The 21,279-nt window shown below is 69.3% G+C and carries 18 protein-coding genes; 11 read left to right on the top strand and 7 right to left on the bottom strand.

Features of this window, described 5'->3' with window-relative positions:
- Positions 1–519: 519 nt before the first annotated feature.
- Both QSK25_RS40645 and QSK25_RS40640 read right to left on the bottom strand, forming a co-directional pair.
- Positions 520–1,227: a DUF305 domain-containing protein gene (locus QSK25_RS40645; RefSeq protein ID WP_285646547.1), complete on the bottom strand. Its 708-nt coding sequence runs from the start codon at positions 1,225–1,227 to the stop codon at positions 520–522.
- Positions 1,227–2,045, bottom strand: a complete 819-nt coding sequence (locus QSK25_RS40640) for a thioredoxin-like domain-containing protein (RefSeq protein ID WP_285646554.1) — start codon at positions 2,043–2,045, stop codon at positions 1,227–1,229. Before QSK25_RS40640 ends, QSK25_RS40645 begins: the two co-directional genes overlap by 1 nt.
- Before the next feature lie 169 nt (positions 2,046–2,214).
- On the opposite strand from QSK25_RS40640, the gene argS reads away from it, so the two are divergent.
- The 6 genes from argS to rho all read left to right on the top strand — a co-directional run bounded on the left by argS (position 2,215) and on the right by rho (position 10,788).
- Positions 2,215–3,852: an arginine--tRNA ligase gene (gene argS / locus QSK25_RS40635; RefSeq protein ID WP_285646546.1), complete on the top strand. Its 1,638-nt coding sequence runs from the start codon at positions 2,215–2,217 to the stop codon at positions 3,850–3,852.
- Positions 3,852–5,270 (top strand): diaminopimelate decarboxylase, encoded by a 1,419-nt coding sequence (gene lysA / locus QSK25_RS40630; RefSeq protein ID WP_285646545.1) that lies wholly within the window; start codon positions 3,852–3,854, stop codon positions 5,268–5,270. Before argS ends, lysA begins: the two co-directional genes overlap by 1 nt.
- Positions 5,267–6,568, top strand: coding sequence for a homoserine dehydrogenase (locus tag QSK25_RS40625; protein WP_285646544.1), 1,302 nt, complete (start codon positions 5,267–5,269; stop codon positions 6,566–6,568). The genes lysA and QSK25_RS40625 overlap by 4 nt, the downstream gene beginning before the upstream one ends.
- Entirely contained in the window at positions 6,565–7,617 is a 1,053-nt protein-coding gene (gene thrC, locus QSK25_RS40620; RefSeq protein WP_285646543.1) for a threonine synthase, read from the top strand. Before QSK25_RS40625 ends, thrC begins: the two co-directional genes overlap by 4 nt.
- Positions 7,614–8,465 (top strand): homoserine kinase, encoded by an 852-nt coding sequence (gene thrB, locus QSK25_RS40615; RefSeq protein ID WP_285646541.1) that lies wholly within the window; start codon positions 7,614–7,616, stop codon positions 8,463–8,465. Before thrC ends, thrB begins: the two co-directional genes overlap by 4 nt.
- A 316-nt stretch (positions 8,466–8,781) precedes the next feature.
- The gene (rho, locus tag QSK25_RS40610) at positions 8,782–10,788 is read left to right on the top strand and encodes a transcription termination factor Rho (RefSeq protein WP_285646539.1); all 2,007 of its coding nucleotides are present in this window, start codon (positions 8,782–8,784) and stop codon (positions 10,786–10,788) included.
- A gap of 361 nt (positions 10,789–11,149) precedes the next feature.
- Here rho and QSK25_RS40605 read toward each other — a convergent pair whose 3' ends face one another.
- Positions 11,150–11,512, bottom strand: coding sequence for a hypothetical protein (locus QSK25_RS40605; protein WP_285646538.1), 363 nt, complete (start codon positions 11,510–11,512; stop codon positions 11,150–11,152).
- Positions 11,513–11,981: 469 nt separating this feature from the next.
- Here QSK25_RS40605 and rpmE point away from each other — a divergent pair, with 469 nt between their 5' ends.
- From rpmE to prmC, 5 genes are all read left to right on the top strand, one after another.
- On the top strand, positions 11,982–12,194 hold the full coding sequence (gene rpmE, locus QSK25_RS40600) for a 50S ribosomal protein L31 (protein WP_090095185.1): 213 nt from the start codon (positions 11,982–11,984) through the stop codon (positions 12,192–12,194).
- A gap of 103 nt (positions 12,195–12,297) precedes the next feature.
- Positions 12,298–13,362: a peptide chain release factor 1 gene (gene prfA, locus QSK25_RS40595; protein ID WP_285646537.1), complete on the top strand. Its 1,065-nt coding sequence runs from the start codon at positions 12,298–12,300 to the stop codon at positions 13,360–13,362.
- Positions 13,363–13,385: 23 nt separating this feature from the next.
- Entirely contained in the window at positions 13,386–14,594 is a 1,209-nt protein-coding gene (locus QSK25_RS40590) for an acyl-CoA thioester hydrolase/BAAT C-terminal domain-containing protein (protein ID WP_285646536.1), read from the top strand.
- A gap of 11 nt (positions 14,595–14,605) precedes the next feature.
- Positions 14,606–15,991 (top strand): dihydrolipoyl dehydrogenase, encoded by a 1,386-nt coding sequence (gene lpdA / locus QSK25_RS40585; RefSeq protein ID WP_285646533.1) that lies wholly within the window; start codon positions 14,606–14,608, stop codon positions 15,989–15,991.
- Positions 15,992–16,010: 19 nt separating this feature from the next.
- Complete coding sequence (prmC, locus tag QSK25_RS40580) at positions 16,011–16,877, top strand: peptide chain release factor N(5)-glutamine methyltransferase (RefSeq protein WP_285646551.1); 867 nt, start codon at positions 16,011–16,013, stop codon at positions 16,875–16,877.
- A gap of 3 nt (positions 16,878–16,880) precedes the next feature.
- Here the strand turns inward: prmC and QSK25_RS40575 are convergent, their stop codons facing one another.
- The 4 genes from QSK25_RS40575 to QSK25_RS40560 form a co-directional block, all read right to left on the bottom strand.
- Positions 16,881–17,204 carry a hypothetical protein gene (locus QSK25_RS40575; protein WP_285646532.1) on the bottom strand — a complete coding sequence of 108 codons (324 nt, stop codon included), beginning with the start codon at positions 17,202–17,204 and terminating at the stop codon, positions 16,881–16,883.
- The gene (locus tag QSK25_RS40570) at positions 17,201–18,913 is read right to left on the bottom strand and encodes an AbeC-like domain-containing protein (protein ID WP_285646531.1); all 1,713 of its coding nucleotides are present in this window, start codon (positions 18,911–18,913) and stop codon (positions 17,201–17,203) included. The genes QSK25_RS40575 and QSK25_RS40570 overlap by 4 nt, the downstream gene beginning before the upstream one ends.
- A gap of 361 nt (positions 18,914–19,274) precedes the next feature.
- Entirely contained in the window at positions 19,275–20,024 is a 750-nt protein-coding gene (locus QSK25_RS40565) for an ESX secretion-associated protein EspG (protein WP_285646530.1), read from the bottom strand.
- On the bottom strand, positions 20,021–21,268 hold the full coding sequence (locus QSK25_RS40560) for a hypothetical protein (RefSeq protein ID WP_285646529.1): 1,248 nt from the start codon (positions 21,266–21,268) through the stop codon (positions 20,021–20,023). Before QSK25_RS40560 ends, QSK25_RS40565 begins: the two co-directional genes overlap by 4 nt.
- Positions 21,269–21,279 lie beyond the last annotated feature (11 nt).

Here is a 21,279-nt window from a genome sequence, read left to right as displayed (position 1 = left end):
TCAAACGCTACCTCGCCCGCGAGATCTATCCCCGCCTCATCGCAGACCTCGCCGCCATACCCAGCACAGCTTGACAATCCATAGGAGCATCTTCGGGGCCCTTGCGAGGCGCTGGCCGGACCGGAAAGGCCAGGCTGAAAAGCGCCCGGCCGAGCCACAAGTGCTAGCACCTCGCACCCAAAGTCAAGCCCCAATCCCACGCGTACGTGGGCGCGTTGGGTGCGTACGTCACCACACCGGCTCGACGGTTCAGTCAAGACTGACGCCTCGCCTCCGGCATCGCGTGGGCGGGCGTTGTCCTTCGAGCCAAGAGCTGCGGACGCCTCGCCTGCGGCATTGCCGTCGGGTGTTGGATGGCTCGGCTGCGCCGTCGCGATGCTCGCGCTCGGTCGGCCTCGCGCTCCGCCGCCCCACCCCCTTGCCATCCCGTCTCTCGCCCTGCCCTGTCCCCGGCAACGCGAAAGGCCGCCCCCACAACCCCGGGAGCGGCCCTTGCGGTCCAGCGGTGACACCGAGTGGCTACGGCAGCGGGGCGGCTCCGCGCTTCGCCAGGTAGTCCTTCATCAGCTCGGTCTCCGAAGCCTGCGACTTCAGCATGTTGTCGGCCAGCGTCCGCACGAACGGCTGACCCGCCGCGGTCGAGGCGTACTCGGCCATCGGGGAGCCGCCCACGTGGTGGCGGAGCATCAGCTGGAGCCAGTACACGTCGAACTCGCGGCCCGCGGGGACGGTGCGGAGCTTGGTGAGCTCGTCGGTGGTGGCCATGCCGGGCATGATCGGCTTGCCGGCCTCCGGGGTGGTGGCGCCGTGGCCGTGGATTCCGGCCGCGTCCATCCACTTCATGTAGACGCCGCTGATGTTCTGCTCGTGCTCGTTCCACATCATCAGCCAGCCCTTCATCCTGCCCACCTGTTCCAGCTGGGTGGAGGAGATGTCGAAGGCGAGCTGGCGGATCTCCGGATCGGTGGAGCGGTCGCGGGCGATGTTCGCCATCTGGATGCCCTGCAGGTGGTGCATGGACATGTCCTGGCAGAAGCCCACGTCCACGGAACCGGAGGCCGGTGCCGCGGAGGAGGTGGAGGAGCCGGGGAGCTTGACGAGCAGGCCCACGGCCGCGCCCAGGAGGAGCACGGCCAGGACCGCCGCGCCGATGACGAGGGCCCTGGCGACACCCGAAGGTGCGCTGGAGACCTCGTCCTCGGCGATCTCGTCGGTGGGAGCGGTCATCAGCTCGACGGCGGCGTCGAGGCGGAGCCCGACGCGGGCGGGGTCTGAGGCTGGCCCTCAGTGACGGAGTCGTCCTTGCCGCCGTCCATCGGCACGGCGTCGGCGCCCGGCTTCTCGGCCACGAACGGGGCCGGGTTGGCGAGGAACTGCGGGTTCTCGCAGGACGCGCCGACCTCGGGGTAGGTGTTCGCGTTGCGCAGCAGCGAGGAGATGAACTGGTCGATGCGCTCGTCGTCGGCGTTGTCGACCTTCAGCTGGTGGCCCCAGGACTGCAGGGAGATCGGCTTGTCGAGGCCGGGGAACGGCGACAGCATCATGTACGGGATGCCCTCGACCTTGACCTTGAGCTTGGTGAGCGCGTCGTCCTTGACCTGGTCGGGGTTGTACGTGATCCACACGGCGCCGTGCTCGAGGCCGTGGACCGCGTTCTCCGTGCGGATGGCCTTGTCGTAGACGACGCCGGTGCAGTCAGCCCAGGTGGCGTCGTGCGGGCCGCCGAACGCCGGGGTCTGGTCGTACGCGACGCGCTGGGTCGGCTCGACGTGGCGGGAGCCCTTGTACTCCTTGGACACGATGCCCGCGAGCTGCAGCGACGGGTCCTTGTTCGTGTCGGAGGGCTTCCACTTGGCCAGGGCGGCCTCCTTGACGTTGTTCTCGTGGATCTGCATGTACGCATATCCGAAAACACCGCCCGCGAGGGCCAGCACCGCCACAACCGCGATGATCGTGCCCCACGGCTTCGGCTTGCTCGCCACCACCGAGGAACGGGCTGCGGCCACGCTGTTGCGTGTGGCCTTCGTCTTCTTGCCGCTGGTCATGTCCGCCTCAGATGTCGTCCTGGTCAACCGGCGCCAGTGTAGGGACATCGTGTCTGATCACTGTCAGCGCAGGGCATTACCACGTGCGCGTTAACACTTGCCGTCTCACCCTCCGAGACCCGGTAACCCGGTCGAGACCTGCGACAACGCTTCTCTAAACTCTTCTGGCGTGACCCCTGAAGTGCTCGCCGATCTGGTCCGGACCACGGTTGCCCAGTTGCTGGCCGACCGAGGCCTGGACACCACCTCTCCACCCGAGCAGGTGACGGTCGAGCGACCCAGGAACCCCGAGCACGGGGACTACGCCACGAACGTCGCGTTGCAGCTCGCCAAGAAGGCCGGTGTGCCGCCGCGCGACCTGGCGACGTGGCTCGCGGAGGCCCTGCTCGCCCATCCCGCCATCGCGAAGGCCGACGTGGCCGGTCCCGGCTTCCTGAACCTCACGATCGCCACCGAGGCGCAGGGAGCGATCGTTCGCGCGGCGCTCGAGGACTTCTACGGCACCGGCTCCGAACTGGTCGGCAAGCGCATCAACCTGGAGTTCGTCTCCGCGAACCCGACCGGCCCGATCCACCTCGGTGGCGCGCGCTGGGCGGCCGTGGGCGACGCGCTGGGCAAGGTGCTGCAGGCCCGCGGCGCCGACGTCACCCGCGAGTACTACTTCAACGACGCCGGCGCGCAGATCGACCGGTTCGTCCGGTCGCTGATCGCCGCCGCGAAGGGCGAGCCGGCCCCCGAGGACGGCTACGCGGGCACGTACGTGAGCGACATCGCCGCCGAGGTCCTGCGCCGCGAACCGGGTGCGCTCGGCGACCCCGAGACGGTGCGCAGGGTCGGTGTCGGGCTGATGTTCGAGGAGATCAAGCGCAGCCTGCACGAGTTCGGCACCGACTTCGACGTCTACTTCCACGAGGACTCGCTGCACCGCAGCGGCCGCGTGGACGAGGCCGTCGCGAAGCTCAAGGCCAACGGCTCGCTGTACGAGAAGGACGGCGCGTGGTGGCTGCGGTCCACGGACTTCGGTGACGACAAGGACCGCGTCGTCATCAAGAGCGACGGCAACCCGGCGTACATCGCGGGCGACATCGCGTACCTGGTCGACAAGCGCGGCCGTGGCTTCGACCTCTGCATCTACATGCTCGGCGCGGACCACCACGGCTACATCGCGCGCCTCAAAGCAGCGGCGGCCGCCCTCGGCGACGACCCCGACAGCGTCGAGGTGCTGATCGGCCAGCTCGTGAACCTCGTCAGCGACGGCCAGCCCGTCCGGATGAGCAAACGCGCCGGCACGGTCATCACGATGGAGGACCTGGTCGACGCGGTCGGGGTGGACGCCGCCCGCTACGCCATGATCCGGTCGAGCGTCGACTCCAGCGTCGACATCGACCTCGACCTGCTGCGCAAGCACAACAACGAGAACCCGGTCTACTACGTCCAGTACGCGCACGCCCGCATCTCCGGCGTGCTGCGCAACGCCGCCGACCTCGGGGTCACGCAGGGGGACGACCTCTCCCTGCTGGTGCACGAGCGCGAAGGCGACCTGATCCGCACGATCGGCGAGTTCCCCAGGGTCGTGGCCACCGCGGCCGACCTGCGCGAACCCCACCGGGTGGCGCGCTACCTCGAAGAACTCGCCGGCACCTTCCACCGCTTCTACGACCGGACGAACGGCGTCCGCGTCCTCCCCCAGGGCGACGAGGAGACCACCCCGCTGCACCAGGCGAGGCTCACCCTCTGCGCCGCCACCAGGCATGTTTTTTCAGCGGGCCTCGGCCTGCTCGGCGTCACCGCACCGGAGCGAATGTAATGCGAGCACACCCCGCCGGACCTCGGCACGCCGATGTCACGGCGCCCGGCAACACCGCCGGCGACCGTCCCTCCTCCACCGACCAGCTCGACCTCCTGCACCCGACGGTGTGGCCCCGCAACGCCAAGCGCAACGACGCGGGCGTCCTGGAACTCGCGGGCGTGGACGTGCGCGCGCTGGCCGAGCAGTACGGCACCCCGTTGTTCGTCATGGACGAGCAGGACTTCCGCGCGCGGTGCCGCGAGCACGCCGAGGCGTTCGGCGACCCGACGCTCGTGCACTACGCCTCCAAGGCGTTCCTGAGCGTCCAGGTCGCGAAGTGGGTGGCCGAAGAGGGCCTCTCCATCGACGTGTGCAGCGGCGGCGAACTCGCCATCGCGCTGCGGGCGGACTTCCCGGCCGAGCGCATCGCGTTGCACGGCAACAACAAGAGCGTTCCCGAACTGATCGCGGCCGTCGAGGCGGGCGTCGGCGGGATCGTGCTCGACAGCTACCACGAGATCGCGCGCCTGGACCAGATCGCCCGCGAACGCGGTGTGGTGCAGCCGGTGCTGATCCGCGTGACGGTCGGCGTCGAGGCGCACACCCACGAGTTCATCGCGACCGCGCACGAGGACCAGAAGTTCGGCTTCTCGCTGTCGTCCGGTGACGCGGCCGAGGCCGTGCGGCGCGTGCTCAAGGCCAGCGGCCTCCAGCTCGTCGGCCTGCACAGCCACATCGGTTCGCAGATCTTCGACGCGTCCGGCTTCGAGGTCGCCGCCCGCCGCGTCATCGGCCTGCTCTCCGACATCCGCTCCGAGCACGGCGAGGTGCCGTCGTTGAACGTCGTCGACCTCGGCGGCGGCCTCGGCATCGCCTACACCCCGGACGACGACCCGCCCCCGCCCGCCGAGCTCGCCCGGCAGCTGCACAACATCGTGCAGAAGGAGTGCGAGCACAACGGCCTGGAGATGCCTCGCATCGCGGTCGAGCCCGGCCGCGCGATCGTCGGCCCCGGCACGGTCACCGTGTACGAGGTCGGCACCATCAAGGACATCGAGCTCGACGGTGGCGCGCGCCGCCGGTACGTCAGCGTCGACGGCGGCATGAGCGACAACATCCGCACGGCGCTCTACGACGCGGTCTACGACTGCAAGCTCGTCTCACGCGCGTCCGAGCCCGAGTCGAGGGCCGTGCTGTGTCGTGTGGTGGGCAAGCACTGCGAGTCCGGTGACATCGTGGTTCGCGACTGCTGGCTGCCCGATGACCTCGCTCCGGGAGACTTGGTTGCGATCGCCGCCACAGGGGCCTACTGCTACTCGATGGCGAGCGGGTACAACCGACTTCCACGGCCCGCGCTCGCCGCGGTGACCGATGGGGAGGCGCGGCTGCTGCTGCGTCGCGAGACCGAGGACGACCTGTTCCGTCTGGAGGTATGAAAGCCGTGAAACCGATTCGGGTCGCCTTGCTCGGCTGTGGCACGGTGGGCACGGAGGTAGTCCGGCTGCTGACGGACCAGGCCGACGACCTCACCCAGCGCATCGGCGCGCCGGTGGAGCTCGCGGGCATCGCCGTGCGCAGGCCGAACAAACACCGCGAAGTGCCGGAGCACCTGCTCACCACGGACGCCGAGGCGCTCGTGAAGTCGGACGACGTGGACGTCATCGTCGAGGTCATCGGCGGCATCGACCCCACGCGGGGCCTGCTGCTGGAGGCGCTGCGGAGCGGCAAGTCCGTCGTCACGGCGAACAAGGCGCTGCTCGCCGAGCACGGCCCCGACCTGTTCGAGGCGGCCGACGCGTCCGGTGCGGACCTCTACTTCGAGGCCGCCGTCGCCGGCGCGATCCCGTTGCTGCGCCCGTTGCGGGAATCCCTTGCGGGAGACCGGATCACGCGCGTCATGGGCATCGTGAACGGCACGACGAACTTCATCCTGTCGGCGATGGACGCCACGGGCGCGGGCTACGGCGAGACGCTCGAGGAGGCCTCGCGCCTCGGGTACGCCGAGGCCGACCCGACCGCCGACGTCGACGGGTTCGACGCCGCGTCGAAGGCCGCGATCCTTGCGTCCCTTGCGTTCCACACCCGCGTGACGGCGTCGGACGTGCACCGCGAGGGCATCCGAGCGGTGTCGGCCGCGGACATCGCCGCAGCCAAGGGCCTCGGCCGCACGGTGAAGCTGCTCGCCATCTGCGAGCGCGTGGTCAGCCCGTCCGGCCAGGAATCAGTCGCCGTTCGAGTGCACCCGGCCATGATCCCCAGGACGCACCCGCTGGCCTCGGTCAACGGCGCGTTCAACGCGGTGTTCGTCGAGGCCGACGCGGCGGGGGAGATGATGTTCTACGGGCAGGGCGCCGGTGGCGCCCCGACGGCGAGCGCGGTCGTCGGCGACCTGGTCGCCGTGGCGCGCAACATGGTCGCGAGCGGGCACGGTCCGCGCGAGTCGGCCTACGCGGCGCTTCCCGTGCAGCCCATGGGGAACACGCCCACCCGCTACCACATCAGCCTCGACGTCGCGGACAAGGCCGGTGTCCTCTCGCAGGTGGCCGCCGTGTTCGCGGAGCACGACGTGAGCATCGCCGCGGTGCGCCAGGAAGGCCGGGTCGAGGACGCCAGCCTGGTGATCGTCACGCACGCGGCGACCGACGCCGCGCTGCGGTCCACTGTGGACAAAATCGGTGGCCTCCCCGTGGTGCGGGACGTCGTCAGCGTCATGAGGGTGGAGGGCGAAGAATGAGTGCGTCCAGAGCAGGCTGGCCCGGGCTCATCAACGCCTACCGGGACCGCATCGAGATCCCCGAGGGCGCCGAGGTCGTCACGCTGCACGAGGGCGGCACGCCGCTGGTGCACGCGAAGCGCCTCTCCTCGCTCACCGGTTCGGACGTGTGGGTGAAGGTCGAGGGCGCGAACCCCACCGGGTCGTTCAAGGACCGCGGCATGACCGTGGCCATGACCTACGCGCTGGCGTCCGGCCTCAAGGCGGTCATCTGCGCCTCCACCGGCAACACGTCGGCGTCCGCCGCGGCCTACGCGGCCAAGGCGGGTCTGACGGCGGCCGTGCTGGTGCCCAGCGGCAAGATCGCGATGGGCAAGCTCGCGCAGGCCGTCATGCACGGCGCGAAGATCCTGCAGATCGACGGCAACTTCGACGACTGCCTCGAACTCGCCTCGAAGACCGCCGCCGAGTACCCGGTCACGCTGGTGAACTCGGTCAACCCGGTGCGCCTCGTCGGCCAGCAGACCGCCGCCTGGGAGGTCTGCGACGTGCTCGGCCAGGCGCCGGACGTGCACTGCCTGCCGGTCGGCAACGCGGGCAACATCACCGCGTACTGGAAGGGCTACACGTCGTACGACCAGGGCCTGCCGAAGATGTTCGGGTTCCAGGCCGCCGGGGCCGCGCCGCTGGTCAGCGGTGCGCCGGTGCCCAACCCGGAGACCATCGCCACCGCGATCCGGATCGGGTCGCCGGCGTCGTGGACGGGTGCGATCAAGGCCCGCGACTCCTCCGGCGGCCTGATCGACGCCGTCACCGACGAGCAGATCCTCAGCGCGTACCGCCTGCTGGCGTCGTCCGAGGGCATCTTCGTCGAGCCGGCGTCGGCCGCGTCCATCGCCGGTCTGCTCAGGACCGCCGAGGACGGCAGGCTGCCGAAGGGTTCGACCGTTGTGTGCACCGTCACGGGTCACGGCCTGAAGGACCCCGACACGGCGTTGCTCGGCACCACCGAGGTCGAGCCGGTCCCGGTCGACCCGGGCGCCGTCGCGCACGCCCTGGAGCTGGCGTGAAGTTCCTCGTCTCCGTCCCCGCGTCGACCGCGAACCTCGGTTCGGGGTTCGACGCGCTGGGCATGGCGCTCGGCATGTACGACGACGTGGAGGTGGCCTCCGCTCCGGACGGCCACCTCTCGATCACCGTCGACGGTGCCGGTTCGGGTGACGTCCCGCTCGACGAGACCCATCTCGTCGTGCGGGCCGTCCGCGCCACCGGCTACACCGGCGGCCTCGCGCTGAGGTGCCGGAACACGATTCCGCACGCCCGCGGGCTGGGCTCGTCGGCCGCCGCGATCGTGGCGGGTGTCGTAGCCGGATTCACCCTGTCGGGTCGCGAGTTGGACACGGACGCGTTGCAAATCGCCGCCGAGTTCGAGGGCCACGCGGACAACGCGGCGGCGTCCCTGTACGGCGGCGTTGTCGTTGCGTGGTCTGAAGGTGAGCGGTACCGCGCGGTGCGGATGGACGCGGACGCACGCGTGCGCCCGGTCGTGCTGATCCCCTCCACCGAGTCGTCCACGAAGACGACCCGCGGCCTGCTCCCGGCCGAGGTGCCGCACGCCGACGCCGCGCACGCCGCGGGGCGGGCCGCCCTCGCAGTGCACGCGCTCACGTCCGATCCGTCGGTTCTCCTTGCCGCTACTGAGGATCGACTCCACCAGAACTACCGGGAACCCGCTTGGCCCGACACCGTTCGGGTGATCAACGATCTTCGCAAGCTGGGAGTTCCCGCCTGCGTGAGCGGAGCGGGACCCACCGTGATCGCCTTCGGTGATCTTCCGGCCGAAGTCGACGTGCACGGCTTCGACGTGCGCAGACTCGACGTCGACGCCTCCGGCGTGCGCGTTCGTCCATTGGACTGACACGCCCGACCCCGGTTGTTGCATGCCGGGGGAGCGGCGTCTACCCTCGGGGGCGATCAGTCACTGCGCGCACGGGCGCCGGTGTCGCGCCCGGACACTCGCTCCGGGTCGCAATCCTTTTGTGTTCCGGCTCTGTGCCGTGCGGGCGGGGCGGACGCAAGAGGCACCCGATCGCCGTGATCTGAGAAAAGTCCCGTGCTTGCCGGTAGCCGTCGTGCTTCCGTCTTCATCGGACTTGACCGCCGTTCCCCGCTGAAGTGGGAAGGCGGGTCCGCTGGGCCGCGTAGGAGGCGGGGCCTGGTCAGGAAGGACTTGTGTGACCAACACCGATTTGCTGAGCAGCGAAGTCGCAGCTGCCGCTGGTTCTGGAGCCGAGGAGAACGCTCTGTCCACCCCATCGAACGGCACGACGCCGCGCCGCCGCGCGGGTCTGTCCGGCATGGTGCTCGCTGAGTTGCGCGAGCTCGCCGGCCAAATGGGCATCACCGGAACCGCCGGCCTGCGCAAGGGCGACCTGATCGCGGCCATCAAGGAGAAGCAGGGTTCCGGCGCTCCGGCGAAGGCCGAGAAGCCGGCGAAAGCCGAGAAGGCGGCCGCCAAGGCTGAGGCCCCTGCCGCCGCTGAGAAGCCCGCGAAGGCCGAGAAGGTCGTTGAGAAGCCTGTTCAGCAGCAGCTCGAGGTAGCGGAGAAGCCCGCCGCGGCCGCCGAGGTTCCCGCTGGTGACGACTCCCGCCAGGGCGAGGACGGGGGGCGCCGGGGCAACCGTCGCCGCCGTTCCGGCCGTGGTGGCGGCAGCGCCGAGGGCGAGGGCCAGCAGCAGTCCGAGCCGCGCGCCGAGCGTTCCGACCGTGGTGAGCGCACCGAGCGTGCGGACCGCGGCGAGCGCCAGGACCGCAACGAGCGTTCCGACCGTGGCGAGCGCTCTGACCGTGGCGAACGGTCCGAGCGTTCCGACCGCGGCGAGCGTGGCGACCGCAACGAGCGCGGCGGCCGTGACCGCAACCGCGACCGTGGCGACCGCGGCGAGCGCCGTGACGACCGCCAGGGCGGCGGCAACCAGCCCGGCGACGACGACGAGGGCGGCCGTCGCGGCCGGTTCCGCGACCGTCGCAGGCGCGGTGGCCGTGGCGAGGGCCAGGACGGCGGAGGCCGTGGCGACCGCGAGACCGAGGTGCGCGACGACGACGTCTTGCTCCCGGTCGCGGGCATCCTGGACGTGCTGGAGAACTACGCGTTCGTCCGCACCTCCGGCTACCTCGCGGGCTCGAACGACGTCTACGTCTCGCTCTCGCTGGTCCGCAAGTACGGCCTGCGCCGCGGCGACGCCATCACCGGCGCCGTCCGCCAGCCGCGGGACGGCGAGCAGCAGCGGCAGAAGTTCAACCCGCTGGTCCGCGTCGACAAGATCAACGGCCTGGACCCGGAAGAGGCGCGCAACCGCCCCGACTTCACCAAGCTGACGCCGCTCTACCCGAACGAGCGCCTGCGCCTCGAGACCGAGCCGCACATCCTCACCACCCGTGTCATCGACCTGGTGATGCCGATCGGCAAGGGCCAGCGCGCCCTGATCGTCTCCCCGCCGAAGGCCGGCAAGACCTCGGTGCTCCAGTCGATCGCGAACGCGATCACGAAGAACAACCCCGAGTGCCACCTGATGGTCGTCCTGGTCGACGAGCGTCCGGAAGAGGTCACCGACATGCAGCGTTCGGTGAAGGGCGAGGTCATCGCCTCGACCTTCGACCGCCCGCCGTCGGACCACACGACCATCTCCGAGCTGGCGATCGAGCGCGCCAAGCGCCTCGTCGAAATGGGTCACGACGTCGTCGTGCTCCTCGACTCGATCACCCGCCTCGGCCGCGCGTACAACCTGGCAGCCCCGGCCTCCGGCCGAATCCTGTCCGGTGGTGTCGACTCGACGGCGCTGTACCCGCCGAAGCGCTTCCTGGGTGCCGCCCGCAACATCGAAGGCGGCGGCTCCCTCACGGTCATCGCGACGGCACTGGTCGAAACCGGCTCCGCCGGTGACTCGGTCATCTTCGAAGAGTTCAAGGGCACCGGCAACGCCGAGCTCAAGCTCGACCGCAAGATCGCCGACAAGCGCACCTTCCCGGCCGTTGACGTGGACAGCTCCGGCACCCGCAAGGAAGAGCTCTTGCTCTCGCCGGACGAGATGGCCGTCACGCACAAGCTCCGCCGAGTGCTCCACGCCCTCGACGGCCAGCAGGCCATCGACCTCCTGCTGGACCGCCTGCGCAAGTCCCGCACCAACATCGAGTTCCTGATGCAGGTGGCCAAGACCACGCCAGGTGCCGAGCAGGACTGACACCGCGCGTAAGTTTCACGTGAAATTGCCCCCGCTGCAGGTCAGCGGGGGCTTTTTCATGCCCGTCACTCGAATGCCGACCGCCGTCTTGGCCCGGCGCGCGGTGCCAACCTGACAGTCGAAGACGTGAGCCAGCCACCTACGGGTCCTGGCGTGGCGAAGCGGAGCGAGCCCGAACGGGCTGATACCTCATCACCTGGCCGGTTCCGCCTGCCTTGGCGATTGGGGCTTCACATCGAGGGGCGGGGTGCCAACCTGTTCGTCCCGACCTGCGCGCCCACCCTCGCAAGGTGACCCAGCCCCAGGTACGTGACCAACCCCGCTGGAACGCAACCAACCCCTGAAACGCGCCCAGCTGGCCTCAACGGCAGTCCGCAGCCTGCCGACTCTCGTCGCTCTGCACCAGGCACTGGAACACGAGCCCCACCAAAACCGGCACCCCCACCACAGCCGCGGCCAAAGCGGGAACCTCCACCGCCCCGACCAGGACCCCCACCCCGAGAACCCCGACCAGGTAGGGCCACCGCAGCCACACCCGCTGCCACCCGCGCCGCCACCGGACCCCGCCGGACACAGCGGCCCCCACCGCCACCCCGGCCCCGGTCACCGCGGGAGACAACGGCACCGTGCTCCAGGACGCGGTGAGCAGCCCTGCCGACCCCATCAGGCCGAACACGGCAGCGGAGAACAGGAACGGCAACGCCAGCCACAAGCGCTGACCCATTGGCCGCTCAGCGGTGCAGAACACGCCGCACAGTCTGATGCACGCCCACCAACAACACAGAGCCGTATCCAGTCGAACGGCAACACCTTGCGCCGAACGGCGTACCAGGAACGTCGAGCGGTTGTGACTTGAACCACGCACAGTGGCCCGCAGCCTCACGTGCCCCACCAGTCCCGAAGCACCTCGAGATCAGCCCCGCCCGACCCTGTGACCAGCCTCAAGCCGCCGCCGTGCGGACTCTGACCGGCTCCCGAACCCCGGTTGCCAGCCTTCGACCGGCTCCCCGAACCCCTGCCGCCGGCTCCCGGACACCCCGCAGCCGGGCATGACCCAGCCCACACCCCCGCCTCGGGAACAACCGCGTTTTTGCACGTGTTGAACGGTCTGGCAAACTAAACGGTCGAGTCCGGCTCCGGTTCACCCGTTCACCAACAGGGACCCGGCGGCCATCCTTGAAAGGGACAAGATCTTGAAGAGTGGAATCCACCCCGAGTACACCGCCACCGAAGTGACGTGCAGCTGCGGCAACAGCTTCACGACGCGCAGCACCACTTCGGCGTCTGAGGTCCGCGTCGAGATGTGCTCGAACTGCCACCCGTTCTACACGGGCAAGCAGCGCATCCTGGACACCGGCGGTCGCGTGGCGCGCTTCGAGGCGCGTTACGGCAAGCGCAACAAGTAGCTGCTTTCACGGCGCCTGACCTCCGGCCTCACGGCCGGGGGCGGGCGCCGTCGCCGTTTCCAGGGCAAACCCCGAACGAAGGCCCCGAACGAAAGCAGGAGAAGTGTCGCAGTCGCTGGACAGCTTGCTCGCCGAGTACGACGAGCTGGAGAAGAAGCTCGCGGACCCCTCCGTGCACGCTGACCAGGCGGGTGCGCGCAAGCTCGGCAAGCGCTACGCCGAGCTCGGCCCGATCGTGAAGACGGCACGCGAGATCGAGCAGGCCCGCAACGACCTCGAGGCGGCCAAGGAGCTCGCGGCCGAGGACCGGTCGTTCCAGAGCGAGGTCGACGACATCGAGGAGCAGCTCCCCAAGCTGGAGGAGCGCCTCACCGAGCTGCTGCTGCCGCGCGACCCGCACGACGGCGACGACGTGCTGCTGGAGATCAAGTCCGGCGAGGGCGGCGAGGAGTCCGCGCTGTTCGCCGGGGACCTGCTGCGCATGTACACGCGGTACGCGGAGCGGCAGGGCTGGAAGGTCGAGATGCTCGACGGCACCGACTCCGACCTCGGCGGCTTCAAGGACGTCACCGTCGCCATCAAGACCAAGTCCGCCACGCCCGACGGGGTGTGGAGCCGGCTCAAGTGGGAGGGCGGCGTGCACCGGGTGCAGCGCGTGCCCGTCACCGAGAGCCAGGGCCGCATCCACACGTCCGCGGCCGGCGTCCTCGTCTTCCCGGAGACCGAGGAGACCACCGCGATCGAGATCGACGAGAAGGACCTCCGCATCGACGTCTACCGGTCGAGCGGCAAGGGCGGCCAGTCGGTCAACACCACGGACTCCGCGGTCCGCATCACGCACCTGCCGACCGGCATCGTCACGTCCTGCCAGAACGAGCGCAGCCAGCTCCAGAACAAGGCCCGCGCCATGCAGGTGCTCCAGTCCCGCCTGGTCGCCCTCGCCGAGGAGCAGAAGGCGCAGGAGCAGTCGGACGCCCGGCGCACCCAGATCCGCACCGTCGACCGCAGTGAACGGGTGAGGACCTACAACTTCCCCGAATCACGCATCTCCGACCACCGGGTTGGGTACAAAGCGCATAACCTGGACCAGGTCCTCGACGGAGACCTGGACGCGGTGGTGGACGCACTCGCCGCCGCAGACAGGGCGGAACGGCTCGCAGGCGGGTAATCCGACGTGAGAAGGGGCGCGTTGTGGCCGAGATCCTGGTGAATCCGCAGTCAGCGCCCCTCGACCAAGAGGTCGAAGTGGTCGTCGCCGGCCTCAAACCCGGCCAAGAGATCACCGTGCAGCTCTCCACGGGCGAGCGCGCTTCTCACGCCGTGTTCGAGGCGGACGACCGTGGTGTCGTGGACCTCACAAGGCATGCACCGCGAGACGGCAGCTACAGCGGTGTGGACCCGATGGGCCTCTTCTGGTCCCTCGAACGAACGGGCGGCAAGGCCGGCCCGACGGTCCTCTCCGTCGAAGGCGTCGGCGACCGCGTCCTGGAGCGGCTGAAGGTCCCCGAGGGCGTCGAACGCCAGGAGGTCCGCGAGGACGGCCTCGTGGGCACCCTGTTCGCCCCTGAGGACGACGGAGGCGAACTCCCCGGCGTCATTGTGCTCAGCGGGTCCGAAGGCGGCCTGCACGAGACCGACGCCGCTCTCCTGGCCGCGCACGGCTTCGTCACGTTCGCCCTCGGCTACTTCGGCCTCAAGGGCCTGCCCGAGCACCTCGTCGACGTCCCGCTTGAGTACTTCGGCAAGGCCATCGCACACCTGGAGGAACGAGCGGGCGCCATCGGCGTGCTCGGCGGTTCGCGGGGCGGCGAACTGGCGCTGCTCGTCGGAGCCACGTTCCCCCAGGTCAAGGCAGTGGTCAGCGTCGTCGGCAGCGGCGTCGTCACCCAGGGCATCGGCCCGGGGCGCAACCTGCTGCAGAAGCTCCAGTACGAGGCGGCCTCCTGGACCCACAGGGGCCAGCCGCTGCCGTATCTGCCCTACGACGTCGGCGACGAGCTCCGCGCCAAGATCGTCAACGACGAACCGGTGCCGTTGAAGCTCGCCTTCAGCACCGAGGACGGCATCCCCGAGGACACCGAGATCGCGGTCGAACGCATCGAGGGGGGTGTGTTGCTCATCTCGTCCGGGCACGACGACGGCTGGCCCAGCACCGAGCTGAGCGACGTCGCGATGCGGCGGCTGAAGGACCACGAGCACCCGTTCGCGCACGAGCACGTGGTGTATCCCGAGGCAGGACACCTGATCGCGGGCCCGCCGCACCGCCCGGCCACCGAGGTGACCTATCCGGGGCCCGGTGTCACCTTCTCGGGTGGTGGTTCTCCCCGCGCCACCGCGCACGCCCGGCAGAACGCCTGGAAACGGACGGTTGAGTTCTTGCGGGAGCAGCTCGGGAGCTAGGTTGTGTGCTTATGAGCGCACACTTTGATGTCGTCGTCGTGGGTGCGGGTCCCGGCGGGTACGTCGCCGCGATCCGTGCGGCTCAGCTCGGGCTGAAGACCGCCATCGTCGAGGAGAAGTACTGGGGCGGCGTTTGCCTGAACGTCGGCTGCATCCCCTCGAAGGCGCTGCTGCGCAACGCCGAGCTGGCGCACATCTTCACGCACGAGCAGAAGACGTTCGGCATCAAGGTCGACGGCACCGTCAGCTTCGACTACGGCGCTGCCTGGCAGCGCAGCCGCAAGGTCGCGGACGGGCGCGTCAAGGGCGTGCACTTCCTGATGAAGAAGAACGGCATCACCGAGTACAACGGGTGGGCCAACTTCACCGACGACCACACGCTGACCGTCGGGGACGAGACGATCACCTTCGGCCACGCGATCATCGCCGTGGGCGCCACGACCCGGATGCTGCCGAACACGCAGAAGTCCGATCGCGTCGTGACCTACGAAGAGCAGATCATGACCGAGGACCTGCCCGAGTCGATCATCATCGCCGGCGCGGGCGCCATCGGCGTCGAGTTCGCGTACGTCATGCACAACTACGGCGTGAAGGTCACCATCGTCGAGTTCCTCGACCGCATGGTGCCGCTGGAGGACGAAGAGGTCTCCGCCGAGCTGCTCAAGCGCTACAAGAAGCTGGGCGTGGACGTCCGCGTCGGCACGCGCGTCGAGTCGATCGACGAGTCCGGCCCGAAGGTCCGCGTCACGGTCTCGAAGAACGGCGCGGAAGAGGTCCTGGAAGCCGACAAGGTCATGCAGGCCATCGGTTTCGTGCCGCGCGTCGAGGGCTACGGCCTGGAGAACACCGGCGTGAAGCTGACCGACCGGGGCGCCATCGACATCGACGGCCGCGGCCGCACGTCCGTGCCGCACATCTTCGCGATCGGTGACGTCACCGCGAAGCTGATGCTCGCGCACACCGCCGAGTCGATGGGCGTCATCGCCTCGGAGACCATCGCGGGTGCCGAGACGATGGAGCTCGACTACGTGATGATCCCGCGCGCGACGTTCTGCCAGCCGCAGATCGCCTCCTTCGGCTACACCGAGAAGCAGGCGCGCGAGAAGGGCTACGACGTCCAGGTCGCGAAGTTCCCGTTCACCGCGAACGGCAAGGCGCACGGCCTCGCCGACCCGGGCGGCTTCGTGAAGCTGATCAGCGACAAGACGCACGGCGAGCTGCTCGGCGGCCACATCATCGGCCCCGAGGCGACCGAACTGCTGCCCGAGCTCACGCTGGCGCAGCAGTGGGACCTCACCGTCCACGAGGTCGCGCGCAACGTCCACGCGCACCCGACGCTGTCCGAGGCCGTCAAGGAAGCTGTGCACGGCCTGGTCGGGCACATGATCAACTTCTGAGATAGCTTTTCCCACGATGATGAACCGGCAGCCGCTCCGCCTCGCGATCTCCGAGGCGGCCAAGATCCTCGCCGAGGCGGGCGTGGACAGTCCGCGCGTCGACGCGGAGTACCTGGCCGCGCACGTGCTCGGCGTCGAGCGCGGGCGGTTGCCGCTCATCCCGCTGGTCGATCCGACGGTGATCGACCAGCTGCACAAGCTCGTGCGGGTGCGCGCCTCGCGCATCCCGTTGCAGCACATCCTCGGCTGGGCGCCGATGGGGATGATCTCCGTCGAGGTCGGGCCAGGGGTCTTCGTGCCCCGGCCGGAGACCGAACTGCTGATGGAGTGGGGCCTGAAAGCCCTGGTCGGCGTCACCTCGCCGGTCGTCGTGGACCTCTGCACCGGCACCGGCGCGCTCGCGTTGTCCATCGCCGCCGCCCGCCCGGACGCCGTGGTGCACGCGGTGGAGATCGACCCGCAAGCGCTTGCGTGGACGCGGCGCAACGCCGACGCGCGGGTGGCCGCGGGGGACCGGCCGATCCGGCTGCACTCCGGTGACGCCACCGACCCGTCGCTGCTGTCCGATCTGGACGGTCTGGTCGACCTCGTCGTCTGCAACCCGCCCTACGTGCCCGAGGGGACGCCCGTGCAGCCCGAGGTGGGCGAGCACGACCCGCACCACGCGGTGTTCTCCGGAGCGGACGGCCTGGACGTGATCAGGCACGTCGTGTGGGCGGCGGCGCGCTGGCTCAAGCCGGGCGGGTTCGTCGGCATCGAGCACGACGACACGCAGGGGGAGTCCGTGCCGGCGCTGCTGAGCGCGCGCCGGTCGCTCACGGACGTGGCCGACCACCTCGACCTGGCGGGGCGGCCCCGGTTCGCGACCGCCCGCAGGGTTTCGTAGGGGTCAGAACAGGGCGTCGAAGGCCTTCGACAGGTCCCGCACCTGTTCGCCGAGACCGCGGTCGGCCAGCTTGTCCATCAGGTGTTCGGTGACCTCCCTGCTGGGCTTGGGTTTGCGGGCTTCGGCGCGCAGGTCGTCCACGGCCTCGATGGTGGACGTCGGTGCCTGGGCCTCGTTCAGGTCCTCGCGCAGCTCGTCGAGCAGCCGCAGCACGGCGCTCACGTCCTTGATGTGTCCGATGTGGACGTCGCCGGTCCTGGCGCGCCCGCTGGTGCCGACGTTGCTCCCGATCACCGGGCCCCGGATCTCGAAGTTCCGTTCGTTCATGTGGTTCCCTTGCTGACGTTCACGCTGCCGGTGCGGGCCTTGCCGGTCGTGCCGATGTTGCTGGAGATCACCGGCCCGGTGATGTGGACGTTGTTGCTCGTCACCTGCATGGCCTGCTCCATGAACTCGGTGACGGAGATCCCCTTGCTCTCCAGGAACTCGCCGAGCGTGCGCAGCAGCCGCGATTCCAGGACCTTGACGTAGCGCTCGACGTCGGTGAGCTGGAAGTAGTTGTCGACCTGGCTCCTGCTCGCGAGCTCGCGCAGGCTGTTGGTGGCGCCGTAGCGTTCCGCGACGAACGTGCCCTCCGCCTGGTGGATCGGGTTCATCCAGCCGACCGCGGTCGCGAACCGCCCGGGCAGCGACGCCGGGAACTTCAGCAGGTCGACGACCGCCTCGGTGAAGGGCTTGAGCGACTGCTCCGGCAGCACGTCGATCTGCCGGTGGTGCGCGTGGATGGGGTGCAGGATGCACGGCGTCCACTCGACGTAGAGCATCTCGTCGTCGAGTCCGAACGTGAGGTAGGCGGAGACGACGACGTCGCGGTCCCACGTCTCGACCTGGAACGAGCGGAAGTGGCGCATCCACTCCATCGGCCTGGCGATCAGCTCGTCCACAACGGACTTCCCGACGCTGTGCTCCGGGGAGTGGTCCTTGTCCGGCAACACGATCCGCGCTTCGTCGTCGTCGATGTGGTCGACCAGCTCGACCGAGGAGATCACGACGCGATCGCCGGTCTTGAGGCCGCGCAACCGGTGTCCCGGTGACAGCGACGCCGACCGGCCCGTCTTGACCAGTTCGCTCGTGATGCGTTCGTAGAGTTCCGGGAGGGTGAAGCCGGGCAGGGGAGCGTCGCTCTCGGCGTCCTCGGAGGGTTTGAGGGGCAGCGCCATGGACCACGGTTCGAACATCACGCCGGAGCCGACGAACGGCCGGTACCCGTGGTAGACGATCACCTGGGCCTCTTCGGGGTCAGGTTCGCCGTCCTCCTCGGTCGGGTACAGCGCGAGCGCTTCGGCGTAGCTGGAGTGCCCAAGAGACCGGAAGGTCCACTCGTTTCGCCACAGCTCCTCCTCGGGCTTGCCGGTGCGGAACCCGGCGCGCCGGAAGCTCTTCGTGACCAGCAGCCACGTCACGACCCGATCCGTCAGCAGCACCGCGAAGAGCAGCACGATCGCGAAGATCGAGATCACGAGCCCGGCGTCGTTGCTCTCCTCCACGCAGTTCCTGTACCTGGGACTGCAGTAGACGTCGGCGGCGTCGATCTCTTCCATGAGCTTGTACAGCACGAAGAAGAGCGCGATCACGCTGGCGATCGAGCCCAGCACGACCGGCACGCGCGGCGGTCTTCGCCGCTGCGGCCTCGGGAACGCCAGCCGTGCTCCCGTCCCGACCGCCACGACCGAGGCGACCAGCAGCCAGCCGCCGAGCAGCATCCCGCTCGCGGCGAACAGCACCACCACCGCCAGCACCAGCACCACGCTGTCGCGCACCTTGCGCCGCGTCCGTGCCGCCACCGCCTCCCGCAACACCGCGCCCGCGTTGACCCCGGGCGAACGCGGAATCGACCGAGTGGACTCGACGAGGTACTCGCGAATGGCGGAGTCCGCGAACTCCTCGTCGCGGTGAGCGGCTCCGCAGAGGAAGCGGGTCGTGTCGTCGCGCAGCTTCGGAGAATCGTTTCCCTTCGTCGTCGCAGCTGTTGACATTGTCCTGTCCACTTTCTGTCATTGAATCGAGCACTCTGTGTTTGTGCTGGTCAGGGACGTGGTGAGACAACGAACAACGGGTAAATGCACTGTGCTGCAGGGACGATAGTCGCTTTGGATCCGAATTGCGCGAAGGTCGCCTGAAAGTAAATTGTCAATGCGCCGAAAGAGGGCAACCGAAGCGCTTCTCGGACGCGCCCGATGATCGGTTGCCTGCGGCGTGGTGCAGGGGTGGCCAAAACCTGGCCAATAAAGCGACGTTTGTTCGACTTGAGACCGAACGGACGTATGTTCTCCGCGGGGAGGGCACGCGGTCACGCGCTACGAGGAACCGCCGCCTCGCGCGTGACCGCGTGTGCGCCTACCGCTCGTTGGTCATCGCCAGCACCTGTCCGAGGTGCCGTGCCAGCCCCATGTTGTCGGCGGGCCCGATCGTGAACCACCCGGAGCGTGCGGGCACGTTGGCGTACCGCCCCGCGTTGGTGTCGATCCAGGTGACCGGCGGGAAGTCCCGCTTCGTGCGCCCCTGGTTCAGCTGCACGAGGAAGTGCCCGTTGCCGAGCGCCGGCCCGGTCAACATCTGCTTGGCGAGCCGGACGTCGTCGTTCTCGGTGGTCCGGACGGCCTGCCGAAAACCTTCTTGCTGCTGGGGCGCCTCGAACGCCTGGGCCGGCACCGTCACCGGCTTGCCCGGCCCAGGCCGCCCAGGCGGCATCACACTCGCGATGCTCGTGGCGATCTCGTTGGGCTGTACCAGGTCCAGCGTGACGCCGGCCTCCTCCTGCACCACGAGCACCGCGTACCCACCGCGCGCCACCACGCTGGCCCGCACCAGCCGTTCCTGACCCATGTCCGGCATGGCGACGGCGATGACCCTCAACTCGGGCCGCGCCAACAGGTTCAGCGCGTCCTCGAGGTCAGGCTCAGGCCGTCCGCGCCTCGCCAGGTTCCGCCGCTCGAGATCCGCGAGCACAGCGGCCTTGATGCGCGCCCGCTCCTCCAGCGTCTCGCCGTGCTGCTCGACGTCGAACGGATAGGGAATCGCGCCCGCCTTGACGTTCTCCCACAGCACCTCGAACGCGGGCAGCGAGAGCTGGGCGATCCGCTTCATCCGCCGATCACCGGCGGCGCGACCATGCGATCGTCGTCGAAGAACTCGTCGGTGGGCACGAGGTAGTTGGACTTGTGCTCCTTGTCCTCCTCGCCGGCACCACCCTGCCCGGCACCAGCACCACCGGCACCCATGCCGCCCGCGGCACCACGACCACCGGCACCGGCACCCGCCGCACCGCCGACGCCACCGGCTCCGCCGCCCATGACACCGGCACCGCCACCAGGCGTGGCGGGCCCGAAGCTGCCCATGCCGCGCCCAGAACCACCGACGCCGGCCATGCCGCCGGGCCCCATGCCGCGACCTGCGCCAGCACCGGCCCCGCCACCTCCAGGCCCGCCACGTCCCATGCCGGGACCGCCACCGCCGGGCCTGCCGTTCTGGCCGCCGCCGGGAGGCCGCAGGCCGGGAGGGAACGTTCCGGGCGGTCCGATCGGAGGTCCGACGGGAGGCCGGTTCTGGCCGCCGGGCGGGTTGTTGGGGTTGTTCAGTCCGGGGTCGCTGGTCTTGGGCGCTGCCCATGCGGCGTTGGTCGTGCCGTTGCCAGGAGGCGGCAACGACGGCATGCCGTTGCTGCTGCTGTTGTTGCCGAACTGCTGGTTGGCGTTGACGTTGCCCAGGTTGGTGTTCGAGTTGTTGTTGTGGCCAGGCGGCGTCACCGCACCGGGGTCCTGCGTGACCTTCGGCGTGGATTCCATGGTGGGCATGGACATCGCGGCGGCCATCATCGTGTTGTCGCGGGTCTGCATGACCTGGACGGCCTCGGCCTTGGCCGCCTGCTGTTCCTGGTGCTTGGCGAACATCTCGAACGGGGCGCCCACCATGGCCGGCGGGAAGATGACCGCCGGGGTGGCCCACTTCGTGAAGATGTCGCCGGGGCTGAACTTCACGGGCGGAGGCATGGTGCTGTTCGCCTGAGCCGCCGCGTTCCGCTGCTCGGCGATGGCCTTGGAGGTGCGCTCGAACCCCTCGCCGGTGGTGTCGGCGAACGTCCCCACCTTGCCGAGCGCTTTCCTGACACCGTCGGCAGCCCTGCCGGTCCACGCCGACTGCGAGCCGTTGACCAGGATGTTGAAGTCGGTGGCCAGCGTCTTGAACTGCTCACCGATCTTGGCCCACGCGTCGATCACCTGGTCCGCGGCGCCGCGGACGTAGTTGTCGTTGACCAGCTTCTGCATCTGCTCGTGCGGCACGCCGGGGTAGTTGGCGTTCGGGTGCGGGACGGTGGGTTTGACGGGCGCCATGAGATTCCCCC

The sequence above is a fragment of the Lentzea sp. NBRC 102530 genome (genome assembly GCF_030269365.1).
In the GTDB taxonomy this organism is placed as follows: domain Bacteria; phylum Actinomycetota; class Actinomycetes; order Mycobacteriales; family Pseudonocardiaceae; genus Lentzea.
The sequence above is the reverse complement of the archived record's forward strand: the minus strand, read 5'-3'. Positions and strand labels throughout refer to the sequence as shown.